General features: G+C 71.9%; 12 protein-coding genes. 10 read left to right on the top strand and 2 right to left on the bottom strand.

The genetic code is table 11. The annotated features are described in order from the left end of the window. Positions 1 to 118: 118 nt before the first annotated feature. Both B7L92_RS07830 and B7L92_RS07825 read right to left on the bottom strand, forming a co-directional pair. The gene (locus B7L92_RS07830; RefSeq protein ID WP_081236727.1) at positions 119 to 853 is read right to left on the bottom strand and encodes an SDR family NAD(P)-dependent oxidoreductase; all 735 of its coding nucleotides are present in this window, start codon (positions 851 to 853) and stop codon (positions 119 to 121) included. Continuing rightward, entirely contained in the window at positions 850 to 2,034 is a 1,185-nt protein-coding gene (locus tag B7L92_RS07825) for an ABC transporter substrate-binding protein (protein WP_159461005.1), read from the bottom strand. Before B7L92_RS07825 ends, B7L92_RS07830 begins: the two co-directional genes overlap by 4 nt. Positions 2,035 to 2,279: 245 nt before the next feature. On the opposite strand from B7L92_RS07825, the gene B7L92_RS07820 reads away from it, so the two are divergent. The 10 genes from B7L92_RS07820 to B7L92_RS07775 all read left to right on the top strand — a co-directional run bounded on the left by B7L92_RS07820 (position 2,280) and on the right by B7L92_RS07775 (position 13,164). Further along, a complete protein-coding gene (locus B7L92_RS07820) occupies positions 2,280 to 3,008 on the top strand; it encodes an ABC transporter ATP-binding protein (protein ID WP_255310805.1) in 729 nt (242 codons plus the stop codon). A 40-nt stretch (positions 3,009 to 3,048) separates the two neighbouring features. Further along, positions 3,049 to 5,826, top strand: a complete 2,778-nt coding sequence (locus tag B7L92_RS07815; RefSeq protein WP_081236724.1) for a branched-chain amino acid ABC transporter permease/ATP-binding protein — start codon at positions 3,049 to 3,051, stop codon at positions 5,824 to 5,826. Further along, a complete protein-coding gene (locus B7L92_RS07810) occupies positions 5,823 to 6,428 on the top strand; it encodes a VOC family protein (RefSeq protein WP_107501404.1) in 606 nt (201 codons plus the stop codon). The genes B7L92_RS07815 and B7L92_RS07810 overlap by 4 nt, the downstream gene beginning before the upstream one ends. Next, positions 6,425 to 6,886, top strand: a complete 462-nt coding sequence (locus tag B7L92_RS40560; RefSeq protein ID WP_081236723.1) for a limonene-1,2-epoxide hydrolase family protein — start codon at positions 6,425 to 6,427, stop codon at positions 6,884 to 6,886. Before B7L92_RS07810 ends, B7L92_RS40560 begins: the two co-directional genes overlap by 4 nt. Positions 6,887 to 6,961: 75 nt before the next feature. Continuing rightward, positions 6,962 to 7,774, top strand: coding sequence for an SDR family NAD(P)-dependent oxidoreductase (locus B7L92_RS07800; RefSeq protein WP_081236722.1), 813 nt, complete (start codon positions 6,962 to 6,964; stop codon positions 7,772 to 7,774). 3 nt (positions 7,775 to 7,777) lie between these two features. Continuing rightward, positions 7,778 to 8,896: a Rossmann-fold NAD(P)-binding domain-containing protein gene (locus B7L92_RS07795; RefSeq protein ID WP_081236721.1), complete on the top strand. Its 1,119-nt coding sequence runs from the start codon at positions 7,778 to 7,780 to the stop codon at positions 8,894 to 8,896. Between the two features lie 15 nt (positions 8,897 to 8,911). Next, positions 8,912 to 9,688: an enoyl-CoA hydratase-related protein gene (locus tag B7L92_RS07790; protein WP_081236720.1), complete on the top strand. Its 777-nt coding sequence runs from the start codon at positions 8,912 to 8,914 to the stop codon at positions 9,686 to 9,688. A 259-nt stretch (positions 9,689 to 9,947) separates the two neighbouring features. Next, positions 9,948 to 11,117: an acetylxylan esterase gene (locus tag B7L92_RS07785; RefSeq protein ID WP_081236719.1), complete on the top strand. Its 1,170-nt coding sequence runs from the start codon at positions 9,948 to 9,950 to the stop codon at positions 11,115 to 11,117. Continuing rightward, the gene (locus B7L92_RS07780) at positions 11,114 to 12,310 is read left to right on the top strand and encodes a CaiB/BaiF CoA transferase family protein (protein ID WP_081236718.1); all 1,197 of its coding nucleotides are present in this window, start codon (positions 11,114 to 11,116) and stop codon (positions 12,308 to 12,310) included. Before B7L92_RS07785 ends, B7L92_RS07780 begins: the two co-directional genes overlap by 4 nt. A 2-nt stretch (positions 12,311 to 12,312) precedes the next feature. Further along, positions 12,313 to 13,164 (top strand): alpha/beta fold hydrolase, encoded by an 852-nt coding sequence (locus B7L92_RS07775; protein WP_081236717.1) that lies wholly within the window; start codon positions 12,313 to 12,315, stop codon positions 13,162 to 13,164. Positions 13,165 to 13,207: the final 43 nt, after the last annotated feature.

The following is a 13,207-nucleotide window of genomic DNA, read 5'->3' as shown; positions in this document are numbered from 1 at the left end:
CGGCCCGCCGGCGAGGGACCCGGCACACGGCGGGGCGGTGCGGCCACCGGACCGGGGCCGGGGTGTCCCCGGTTTCCCGTGCCGCGTGGGCCGCCCGCCCCGCCGTGTGCCGGGTCCCTCAGGCGAGGGACCCCCCGTCGACGACCAGCTCCGCGCCGGTGGCGTACGAGCCGAGTTCGGAGACGAAGAAGTACACCGCCCGGGCGATCTCGTCCGGGCGGCCCATCCGCCCCATCGGGATGGCCGACTCGACGGCCGTGACCCGCCCGGGGTCCCGCTCCGTGATGCCGGCGATCATCGGGGTGCGGACCAGCCCGGGCAGCACCGTGTTGACCCGTACGCCGTGCGGCGCGAGCCGGCGCGCGGCGACCCGGCTGATCCCGCGCACCCCCCACTTGGTGCTGACGTACACGAGGTCCGGGCTCTGCGCCGGTGGCATCGCCGCGCCGGAGGCGATGTTGACGATCGAGCCCCTGCCCTGCTCCCGCAGGTGCTCCCCGACGATCTGGACCCCGAGGATCACTCCGAGCTGGTTGACCGTGGCGGTGCGGTGGAACAGGACCGGGTCGGGCGGGCTGTCCAGGAGGTACTCGCTCTTGATCCCGGCGGCGGCCACCAGTCCGTACAGCGGACCGAAGCGGTCCACCGCCGCGGACAGGAGCGCGTCCCAGGACCGCGGGTCCCCGACGTCGTGGTGGACGAAGAGGCCGTCCAGTTCACCGGCCAGCCGCTCACCCTCGGCGCGCTGCAGATCGGCGACGACCACCCGGTAGCCCTGTTCGGTGAGGTACCGGCAGGTGGCCGCGCCGATGCCGCTGGCGCCCCCGGTGACGACGACGGCGTCCACGGTCACAGCTCCAGCGGGTTGAAGAAGTCGCCGTCACGGACGATCTCGCCGTCCTTGACGGTGCTGCCGACCGTGGCGAACCTCGGCACCCGGGGGTAGGTCCTGGCGTCCGGTGTCGCGGGCACGCCGGTGTAGTCCGGCGCGGTGCCGAGTTCGATCGGCTCGTCGACGGCCTCGAAGGCCGCGATCACGGAGGCGCCGTCGGTGATCTCGCGGCCCTTCAGGACCTCGGCCAGCAGGTGCATGCCGGTCCAGGCGTTGAGGGCGAGGTCGTCGGTCTGGGCCTCGGGGTCCTCGGCCTTCATCTGGGCGAGGAACTCCTTGACCTGGGGGATGTCGGTGGACGTGGGCGGCACCACCCGGCTGGTCATGCGGACGCCCTCGGCGAACTCGCCGAGCGCCTCCAGGCTGGCCGGCGGGAAGAGGGAGCCGGGAGCGGTGAGCGTGCCCCGGTAACCGGACTGGCGCAGGCTCTTGACCACCTTCAGCGCGTCCTCGGTGACGACCTGCAGCGCGATCGCGTCCGGCTTCAGCTGCAGGGCGCGGGCGACGGTCGCGGAGACGTCCGGGGCGCCCAGCTTCATCGTGACCTTGGTCATCCTGGCGCCGGCCGACTCGGCGCCCTGGATGCTCAGGTCCGCGCCGGTCTGCGAGCCCTCGTTGTCGGAGGCGATGACGACCGTGGAGGGGCCCGCCTCGGCGGCGAGACGGCCGGTGCCGAGCGACATGCCGGGCGCGCCCGCGTTGACGGGGAAGGAGACCTCGCTCTGCAGCTCCACCGCACCCGAGCTGGCGCTCCCGGCCACCAGCGGGATCTTCGCGGCCTCCAGGACCGGCAGGAACTGGGGGGAGAACGGGGAGGCGCCGCCGACCACGGCGACCATGCCGTCGGACACCGCGCGCTGGGCGCAGGAGGTCGCCTCGTTGGGGTCGAACTTGTCGTTGCAGATCTTGAGGACGACCTCGCGTCCGTCGATGCCGCCGTTGGCGTTGATGTCGGCGATCTTCGCCCGCAGCGCCGTCTCGACCTGGGGGGTCGAGAAGACGGGAGTCTCGAAGGAGCCGATCGACATGATCCTGATCGGGCCCTCGGCGGCCGTGGAGCCGGAGTCGGATCCTCCGCAGGCGGCCAGCGAACCGAGGACGAGAGGGGTGACGGCGAGGGTGGAGAACAGTCTTCGCTTCATGGGGTCCTTGCCCTGGGAGGCGGAGTCCTTGCCACACATAACGAAACGCAGTTAGGTTAATGCTGTGCGGCTCGGGACATCAAGGGATGTGTTCACGTCAGGTGTCGCGAGAAACCGGCCGCGCGCAGACCTTGTGCCGAACTTGGTGCAGGCGTAAAACCAAACAGCGTTTAATACGTTGTGCGAGCCGGTCACCACCACGCTGTGGCGGCGTACCCGGCCCCACCACCGCTGAGGGAGATGACGTGACTGAAGTCGCCCACACCGAGCCCGGCACGGCGCGAGCCGCCGCCCTGCGGGCGACGTCGCTCGTCGCCGGTTACGGCGATCTCGCCGTCGTACGCGGGCTGGACCTCGAGGTCCGCGCCGGTGAGATCGTCGCGCTGCTCGGGCCCAACGGGGCCGGCAAGTCGACCACCCTGCTGACGCTCGCCGGCGAACTGCGCCCGCTGGGCGGGGAGATCAGCTGGTTCGGCGCACCACTCACCGGCGGCCTGCACAAGCGGGCGGCGGCCGGCCTCGGCTTCGTGCCCGAGGAACGCTCCGTCATCATGTCGATGTCGGTACGGGATAACCTGCTCCTCGGCAGCGGCGGCATCGAGCCGGCCGTCGAGGTCTTCCCCGAACTGGGCGGACTGCTGGACCGCCGCGCCGGACTCCTCTCCGGCGGCGAACAGCAGATGCTCACCCTCGGCCGCGCGCTCGCCCGGCGGCCGAAGGTCCTGCTCGCCGACGAACTCTCCCTGGGCCTGGGACCGATCGTGGTCGACCGGCTCCTCGCGGCCCTCCGTGAAGCCGCCACCACGCTGGACATCGGGGTCCTGCTCGTGGAGCAGCAGGCGCGCCGGGCCCTCGGCGCCTCCGACCGCTGGTACCTGATGCGCCGCGGCGAACTCGTCGCCAGCGGCGACTCCGCCGACGGTGACGAAGAGATCCGGCGCCGTTACCTCTCCGACCACGACAGCGCCGACTGACGCGCTCGACCCGGCCTCACCACTCACAGGAGACACCTCCATGGACATCCTCCGGTATGTGCTCATCGGCCTGGGAGCCGGTGCGCTCTACGCGCTGATCGCCCAGGGGCTGGTACTGGTCTATCGGGGATCCGGCATCCTCAACTTCGCCCAGGGCGGCTTCGTGATGGTCGGCGGCTACGCCTACTACCAGGCCGTGGTGGGCTTCTCTCTCCCGCGCTGGCTCGGCCTGGTCTTCGCCGTCGTGGTGGGCGCCGTCCTCGGCACACTGGTGCAGCTGCTGATCCTGAGACCGATGAAGGAAGCCTCGGCCCTGCTGAAGGTCATCTCGACCCTGGCCGTGCTGATGGTGCTGACCTCGGCCGCCGTGCTCATCTACGGCAGCGACCTGAAGGCCGCGCCGTCGCTGCTGCCGACCAACGGCATCCAGGTCGCCCCGGACGTCTACGTCGGCGCCGACCGCATGATCCTCTTCCTCCTCGGCGCCACCTCCACCGCCGCCCTCTGGTTCGTCTACCGCCGCACGACGTTCGGCCGTGCCACCGGCGCGGTCGCCGAGAACGTGCGCGTCGCCGCGAGCCTCGGACACTCCCCGGAGCGCATCGCGACCGTCAACTGGGCCCTGGGCGCCGGCCTCAGCGCGCTCGCGGGCGCCCTGATCGCGCCGATCACCTACCTGCAGCCGCAGGTCCTCGCGATGCTGGTGATCCCCGCCCTGGCCGTCGGCCTCATCGCCAACTTCAACTCCTTCCCGATCGTCTTCGCCGGAGCCATCGGCCTCGGGGTCGTCGAGTCCCTGCTGGCCCGCTACGTCAGCGCGCCCGGCTGGTCGGCCAGTGTGCCCTTCATCATCGTGGTCGTCGTCATGGTGCTGCGCGGACGCGGCATCCCGCTGCGCAGCCACGTACTGGACCGCATGATCGACGTCGGCTCCGGCAAGGTGCGGATCGTCCCCACGATCGTCGTCACCGCGGTCATGGCGTGGCTGGTCTCCTCGGTGTTCGACACCGCCTGGACCAACGCCGTCACCGTCACCATGGGCTTCGCCATCCTGTGCGTGTCCATCGTGCTCGTCACCGGCTACGCCGGGCAGCTCTCGCTCGCCCAGTACGTCCTGGCCGGCTTCGGCGCCCTGGTCGCCGCGCGCCTGGTGGCCGACCTGAAGTGGCCCTTCCTCGCCGCCCTCGTCGGTGCCGTGGCCGTCACCGCGCTGCTCGGCGTGCTGGTGGCACTGCCCGCCCTGCGCACCCGCGGCATCAACCTGGCCATCGTCACCCTCGGCCTCGCCGTCGTCATCTACAACATCGTCCTCAACAACAGCGACTACAGCGGCGGCACCAGCGGCATCGTCGTCCCGCCCATCGAGATCCTCGGACTGAACGTCAGCGGCCTGCTCGCACCCGGCAACTACGCCGTGATGGCGCTCGTCCTGCTGGTGCTCGTGGCGGTCGGCGTCCTCAACCTGCGCCGCGGCGCCGTCGGCCGGCGGCTGCTCGCCGTGCGGAGCAACGAGCGTGCGGCGGCCTCCCTGGGCGTCAGCGTCTTCGGGGCCAAGCTGTTCGCGTTCGGTGCGGCGGCCGGCATCGCGGCCATCGCCGGTGTGGTGCTCACCTTCCGCAGCTTCAGCGTGGTGACCGTCAACTTCGACACCTTCAACTCCATCGTGGTCGTCGCCATGACCGTGGTGGGCGGCGCCGGGTACGTCGGCGGCGGTGTCATGGGCGGCACGCTGATGCCGTCGGGCGTCGGCTCCGAACTGTTCTCCGGCATCCACGCGATCGAGTCCTGGCTCCCGCTGATCAGCGGCCTGATGCTGCTGGTCATCCTGGTGCAGAACCCGTCCGGCCTCTGGCAGGTCAACGTCGAACTGGTCAAGGGCATCGGACGCAGGCTGCGCCGCAGGAAGGCGGAGCCCGTGGCCGACGCCGCCGACGCCGCGGCCGCCGAGGCCGTCAGGGCCGAACCGGTGGCGCCCAAGCGGCTCACCGTCTCCGGAGTACGGGTGCGCTTCGGCAACGTCGTCGCCGTGGCCGACGCCACCTTCACCGTCGAACCCGGCACCGTGCACGGCCTGATCGGCCCCAACGGCGCCGGCAAGACCACCGTCATCGACGCCGTCACCGGCTTCGTACGGTGCGAGACCGGAACGGTCGACCTGGAGGGCACCGACCTGACCCGCCTGTCGCCGCAGAAGCGGCTGAAGGCCGGCCTGGGCCGCTCCTTCCAGTCCCTGGAGCTGTTCGAGGACCTCACCCTGCGCGAGAACCTCGCCATCGCCAGCGAGCAGTGGAGCCCCCTGAAGTACGGAGCCGACTTCGTGCGGCCGGGCCGCATCCAGCTCAACGGCGCGGCGCTCGCCGCGGCCCGCGAGTTCAACCTGCTCGGCGAACTCGACCTGAAGCCCGGCGAACTCTCCATGGGCCACCGCCGCCTCGCGGCGATCGCCCGGGCCGTGGCCAGCACCCCCTCGGTGCTCTGCCTCGACGAGCCCGCCGCCGGCCTCAGCGACCCCGAGGCACAGGACCTCGCCGCGCTGCTGCGCCGCCTGGCCAAGGACTGGGGCATGGGCATCCTGCTGGTCGAGCACAACATCGACATGGTGCTCGCCGCCTGCGACGAGGTGACCGTGCTGACCGCCGGGGCCGTCCTCGTCAACGGCAGCCCCGACGAGGTGCGCAACGACCCGCGGGTGCTCAGCGCCTACCTGGGGGGCGGGGCCGACGAGCCTTCCGGCACCTCCGGGTCCGCCGACCCGCACGAGACGGCGGGGCCGGCCGGCCGGCGCGACGGCGACCTCGTCGAGGAGCTCGGCCGGTGACCGTGGACGGGGGCACGGCCCGACGGGTCGTGCCCGCCCGGCTGGCCCACGTGGTGCTCCGCACCCGGCGGCTGCGGCCGATGCTCGACTGGTGGGCCGACCTGCTCCAGGCGGAGGTGGTGTTCGAGAACGAGTTCATCGGCTTCCTCACCTTCGACGACGAGCACCACCGGATCGCGATCGTCCGGCCGCCGGACCTCGAAGGCCCCGCCGGGCACACGGCGGGCCTGGACCACATCGCGTTCACCTACGCGAGCCTGGCCGACCTGGTGGCCACGTACGAGCGGCTCAAGGGCCGGGGCACCGACGCCACCTGGGCCGTCAACCACGGCCCGACCCTGTCGCTCTACTACCAGGACCCGGACGGCAACCGGGCCGAGCTGCAGATCGACCGGTTCCGCGGCAACGAGGAGGCGACCGCGTTCCTGCGCTCGCCGGCCTTCGCCCGCCACCCGGTCGGTCACGGCGTGGACTTCGCCGACCTGGTCCGCCGCTTCCACGAGGGCGAGGACGAGACCGTTCTCACGACCTACCGCTACGACCACGAGAACGCCCGGTCCGTGCCGGGCCCGCCGGTCCGGGAAGGGGGCGAGGGGGTGTGAACACCGATCCGCTGACCGTGGTGCGCGACTTCTTCGCGCACTTCGGGCCGACCCACGACGACATGGTGGCGACCGCCCGGCGGCTGTGCCACGACGACCTGTGGTGGGCCTCCGCCGGCTTCGACCCGCCCCGGGTGACCAGCCTGGAGCAGCTGGTGGCGGACCTGGAGAAGGCGAAGGCCCGCAAGGGGGTGGCGGGCTTCAGGTTCGAGCTGGTGCACGCCGCCGCCGACGGCCCCCACGTCCTCACCGAGCGGTACGACGACGCCGTCGGCGCCGACGGCGAACTGCTCCACTCGTTCAAGGTGATGGGCACGCTCAAGGTCGAGGACGGCCGCATCCGCTGGGTCCGCGACTACTTCTACGACACCCGCGAGTTCGCCGAGCGATATCTGCCCGAGGACTTCACGACCGACCGGCCGCCCCTCCTGGACGACCACATGCGCGCCGGGGACTGACCCTTCTTCCCCCGTGTCGCCGACCCTGATAGAACACTGTTTGGTTTTACGCCGAGGTGAACGGAGAACACGACGATGGGTTCCCTGGACGAGAGGGTCGCGCTGGTCACCGGCGCCGGCTCCGGAATGGGCCGGGCCTCTGCCGAGGCCCTCGCCGCGGCGGGCGCCAAGGTGGTGGTGACCGACGTGAACGGCGACACCGCGACCGCCACCGCGCAGGCGATCAGCCAGGCCGGCGGTACGGCCGCCGCGGTGGTCCTCGACATCGCCGACGAGGCCTCCTGGGAGGAGGCCGTCGCGGCGGCGCGCCGCGAGTTCGCCGAGCCGGTGACCGTGCTGCACAACAACGCGGCGCTCACCGCCGGACCGGTGATGGACCGCGACCGCGACCCGCTCCACCTCGACCTGGACGCGTGGAACACCAGTCTGTCGGTCACCCTGACCGGAGCGGCACTCGGCTGCAAGCACGTGCTGCCCGGAATGCTCGACGCCGGGAACGGCAGCATCGTCAACATGGCCTCTACCCGCGGCGTCACCGGCGCCACCTGGCGGATGAGCTACAACACCGCCAAGGCCGGCATCATCGGGCTGACCCGCACGGTGGCGGTGCACTACGGGGCGCGGGGCGTGCGCTGCAACGCGATCGTGCCCGGCGTCTTCGACACCCCCGCGCTGCGCAGCGGTCTGCCCGCGGAGCGGCTGCGCGAGGTCGAGCGCTCCCACCTGCTGAACCGGGTCGGCCGCCCCGAGGAGATGGCGCAGGCGGTGGTGTTCCTCGCCTCCGACCTCTCCAGCTTCATCACCGGCGCGGTCATCCCGGTCGACGGCGGACAGACCGCCTTCAGCGAAGGACTGGCCCCCGCGGTCAGCCGTGGAATCGAGGACTGAGCCATGAGCAAGAGGACACTGGTCATCGGCGGTACCGGTCCGACCGGCCCGCACATCCTGCAGGGGCTGCTCGACCGGGGCCACGACGTCACCATGCTGCACCGCGGCGCCCACGAGCCGCCCGGTCTGCCCGACGTCCGGCACCTGCACGCCGACCCGCACTTCGCCGAGACGCTCCAGGAGGCCGTCGGCGGCCAGGAGTGGGACCTCGTGGTCGCGACCTACGGGCGGATGCGGGTGACCGGGGAGTTCTTCGCCGGCCGGACCGACCAGCTGATCTGCGTCGGCGGTGTGCCGGTCTACCGCGGCTTCATCGAGCCGCAGGGCTCCAAGCCGTGGGGCATGAAGATCAACGCCCGCGAGGACAGCCCGCTGGCCGACACCGCCGAGGTGCCCGCGAAGTTCGCGATGCAGATCCTGAACGCCGAGCGCTCGGTGATGGAGCGTGCCGCGAACGGCGCCTACAAGGCGACCTACGTCCGGTACCCGCAGATCTACGGCCCACGCAACATCGTGCCGTGGGAGTGGGCCGTGCTGAAGCGGATCCAGGACGGCCGGAAGTACATGATCCTGCCCGACGACGGCCTGTGGGTGATCTTCCGCTGCGCCGCCCGGAACGCGGCGGCGGGCATCATGGCCGTCGTCGACCGGCCCGAGGTGGCCGACGGCGAGTCCTACAACGTCGCCGACGACGACCAGTTCACCCTGCGGCAGTGGGCCGAGGTGGTGGCGGAGATCTGCGGGCGGCCGCTCGACTTCGTCGGCATCCCCTCGCTGATCGCCCCCTCGGCCGTCAACGAGTTCCTGGCGCCGGCCTCCCGGCCGCACATGATGGTCGACGCCTCCAAGATCCGCACGCAGCTCGGTCACCGGGACGTGATCACGGCGTACGACGCGCTCGTGGAGACCGTCGAGTGGCTGCGGGAGAACCCGCCCACCCCCGAGGCGTACCCGATGTACACCGGAAGGTTCGACTACGAGCTGGAGGACCGGCAGGTCGCCGCCTACGCCAAGGCGGTCGAGATGTGCCGGGCCGAGGCGCCCGACGAGGCCCCGCCCCTGGCCCACCCCATGCCGCACCCGAAGGTCCCGTCGCTGACCGGCGACGAACGCGGACGCTGAGCGAAGGACGAGACCGTGCCCATCCACCAGAAGCTGTCCGAGGACGGTGTTCTCGAACTGGTCGTCGACGCCCCGCCGGTCAACGCCGTGGGGATCGAGGACCTGGCCGCGCTGGCAACCGCCGTGGAGGGCGTCGGCGCGCGCCCCGAGGTGCGCGCGGTGGTCCTGCGCGGCGAGGGGAGGGGCTTCATCGGCGGCGGTGACGTCAAGGAGGTCCAGCGGCTGCCCGGTTTCGAGGGCATCCTCGGGCAGGTCAACGGCTCCACCGACCTGACCGTGGCCCTGCACGAGTGCGCCGCCCCCGTGATCGCGGCCGTCCACCGGTACTGCATCGGGCTGGGCGTCCTGGTCGCCGGGGCCTGCGACATCGTGGTCGCCGACGAGGAGTGCCGCTTCGTGCTCGCCGAGGTCGACAACGGTGCCACCGGCGGCGCGGTCCAGGCGATGGGCCTGATGCCGGACAAGCGGCTGCGCCAGGCCATGCTCACCTGCGAGCCGGTCCTGGGGCGGGAGCTGGCCTCGTACGGGACCGTGGTCGCGGTGCCCGACGAGGAGTCGGTGGCGGTGGAGGCCCGGCGGCTGGCCGGGCTCATCGCGGCCAAGCGGCCGTCGGTGGTCAGGGCGGCCAAGAAGGCCATCAACGGCAGCGCCCGACGGGACATCGGCCCGCTGTACCGCCAGGAGACCGCGCTGACCCTCGAACTCAACCTGCGCGGTGACGCCCACGAGGCCCGTGAGACCTTCGTCTCCGGCGAGCGCCGGGGCTACCTGTCGCGGGACACCTCTTCGTAGGGGACCGCTCGGACGGTTCCCGCCGGGCTCGTGGGGGCCGGCACCGCGGTCCGCCGCGGTGCCGGCGTTCCCACGGGCCCTTCGGCGCGGGCAGCCGGTCTCCGGAAGGCATCGACCCGTCATCCCCCCGGTAGGGCCCGGGCCGTTGGGAGAACCCCGGTCCCGGTCAGAGCTGCACATCAGGATCCAAACGCTGTATGGTTTTGTGGACGGCATCGGACAGCCGACCCGCACGACGTCGAGCACTGGAGGAACGCCCATGCCCGCGGACAGGTCCGTGAAGTACACCCGCACCCCCTACCTCGTGGTGCAACGGGACAACTCCACCCGCAAGGACGTCTACGGCACGATCGGTGACTCGGTGGTGCTGCAGGCCCAGTTGCTCCGGGGTGAGAACCCGTCCACCACCTGCGTGGTCGCCATGCACCCCATCGGATCCCCCGGTTACCTGCCGATGTTCTCGGCGCTGGCCCGCGCCGGATTCCACGTGGTCGCCGCCGGCACCCGCTACAGCAACGGCGACGCCGCGCTGATCATGGAGAACGTCCTCCTCGACCTCGGCGCCGTGGTGAAGGACGCCAAGGAGCGCCTCGGCTACGAGCGGGTCGTCCTGGCCGGATGGAGCGGCGGCGGCTCGCTGATGATGGGCTATCAGGCCGAGGCCGAGAAGCCGGTCATCAAGCTCACCGGCGCGGGGGAGCACACCCCGCTCGCCGACACCCGGCTCACCCCGGCCGACGGGGTGATGATCCTCGCGGCCCACCGCAGCCGGCACCACCTGCTGACCGACTTCCTGGACGCCTCGATCCTGGACGAGTCGCGCCCCGACGAGCGCGACCCGCACCTGAACCTGTACTCCCCTCAGAACCCCCATCAGCCGCCGTACACCGCGGAGTTCCTGGCCGAGTACCGCGCGGCCCAGGTGGCCCGCAGCCGCCGCATCACCGCCTACGCCCAGGAGCGGCTGGCCGATCTGAAGGCGGCCGGACGCCACCAGGAGGAGCACTGCTTCGTGGTGCAGGGCACCATGGCCGACCCCCGCTGGCTGGACCTCTGCGTCGACCCCAACGACCGGGCCCCCGGCTCCTACCTCGGCGACCCCCGCCTGGTCAACGACGGCCCCTCGGCGCTGGGCCGCTTCACCACCACCCGCAGCTGGCTCTCCCAGTGGTCCTTCGACACCGCCCAGGTCGACGCCGTCGACGCGGCGGCCCGGGTCGGCGTCCCCGTGCTCCTGCTGGAGAACTCCCGCGACGACGCGTGCCCGCCGGCCCACCCCCGGGCCATCTACGAGGCCATCACCCACGAAAACAAGCAGCTCAGCGTCATCGAGGGCGCGAACCACTACTACAGCGGCCAGAAGGAACACCTCCAGTCCGCGGTCGACCACATCGACGGCTGGCTGACGCAGAACGGGTTCGACCGATGACCGCCCGGGCGTCCGCCGACGGCGGCGCGCTCGCCGGCCTGCGCGTCCTGGAGGTCGGACACATCATCAGCGGGCCCTTCTGCGCCCACCTGTTCGCCGACCACGGCGCCGAGGTCATCAAGGTCGAGCCCCCGACCGGGGACGACATGCGCCGCTGGGGCGGGCTCTACAAGGGCGTGGGGCTGTACTGGCCCATCATCGGCCGCGGCAAGAAGTCGGTCACCCTCGACCTCCGCGACGCCGAGGGGCAGGCCGCCTTCCGCGAGCTGGCCCGCACGGCCGACGTGGTCGTCGAGAACTTCCGCCCCGGCACCATGGAGCGCTGGGGCCTGGGCCCCGAGGACCTGCACGCCGACAACCCGGACCTGGTGATGGTCCGCATCACCGGGTACGGGCAGACCGGCCCCCTGCGCGACCGGGCCGGGTTCGGCTCCATCGCCGAGGCGATGAGCGGCTTCCGGCACCTGTCCGGCGAACCGGACCGGCCGCCCGTGCGGGTCGGCGTCTCCATCGGGGACGCCCTCGCCGGCACCCAGGGCTTCATCGGCGCGCTGCTCGCCCTGCTGTCGGGCCATCTGCGTCCGGGGCCCCGGGGCCAGGTGATCGACGTGGCGCTCTACGAGGCGACGTGGATGTACATGGAATCGATCCTCCCCGAGTTCGTGAAGCTGGGGAAGGTGCGCGGTCCCTCCGGACCACTGCTGCCGGGCATCGCGCCCTCCAGCGTCTACCCCACGTCCGACGGGCGGTGGATCGTCATGGGGGCCAACAAGGACACCGTGTTCAGCCGGCTCGCCGCCGTCATGGAACGCCCCGAGTGGGCCGCCCCGGACGGCCGTTACGCCACCCATCTGCTGCGCGGCGAGCACCAGCTCGAACTGGACGCCGAGATCGCGCGGTGGACGCGCGGGCAGACGGTCGACGAACTCCTCGACGTGCTGGACAGGGCGGGGGTGCCCGCCGGCCGGATCTACACCGCGCCCGACATCCTCGGCGATCCGCACTACCGCGCCCGGGAGATGGTGGTGGAGGTGCCCGATCCGTCCCTGGACGGCGAGAGCGTCCCCATGCCGGGTGTGGTGCCCAAGCTGAGCCGGACACCGGGCGGTGTCCGGCGCGGTGCGCCGCTGCTCGGTGAGCACAACGACGAGATCCTCGGTGCGCTGCGGATCACGTCCGCGGGCCGGAGGTGACCGTGCACCGGGTATCCCTGGCCCTGCGCGGCACGGCCGGGCGGATCGTGGCCGACGTGCGTGAACCGGCCGGGCCCGGCCCCGGACGCGGCTCGGTGGTGCTGCTCCACGGAGGCGGCCAGACCCGGCACTCCTGGAGCCGTGCCGCCGAGACCCTGGCGGGCGACGGCTGGACGGCCGTGACCTACGACGCCCGCGGACACGGCGAGAGCGACTGGGCCGCGGACCGGGACTACTCCATCGAGCGCTACGTCGACGACCTGGAACACGTCCTGGACCAGGTGGGCGGGGGCCGCCCCGCATGCCTGGCCGGCGCGTCCCTCGGCGGCATGACCGCGCTCATGGGGCTGGCCCGGCGCCCCGGTCTGACCGAGCGTCTGGTGCTGGTCGACATCACCCCCCGCCCGCACCCGGACGGCATCGCCCGCATCAAACGGTTCATGACGGCCCACCTCGACGGCTTCGACAGCCTGGAGGAGGTGGCGGAGGCCGTCGCCGCGTACCGCTCCGCCGAACGTCGTCCGGACACCGAGGGACTGCACCGCAACGTGCGCCGCGGTGCGGACGGACGATGGCGGTGGCACTGGGACCCGGCCATCCTCCGGGAGGCGGGCGACGGCCCCGACCCGCTGGTCCGGCCGGACGACGCGGTCGCCGCCGCGAAGTCGGTCACCGTGCCCACCCTGCTGGTCGCGGGCGGTGCCAGCGACGTGGTCCGGGAGGACGAGGTGGGCGAGTTCCTCACCGTGATGCCCACGGCCCGCGCGGTCACCCTCGACGGCGCGGGACACATGGTCGTCGGCGACCGCAACGACGCGTTCGTCGAGGCCATCCGGGCCTTCCTCGACGATTGACCCCTTAACCCAAGGGTGTTAGATTAATGCTCCGTAAGGCTCC

The organism is Streptomyces viridosporus (genome assembly GCF_002078235.1).
GTDB classification, from domain to species: Bacteria; Actinomycetota; Actinomycetes; order Streptomycetales; family Streptomycetaceae; genus Streptomyces; species Streptomyces viridosporus.
This window is presented reverse-complemented; position numbering and strand designations above follow the sequence as displayed.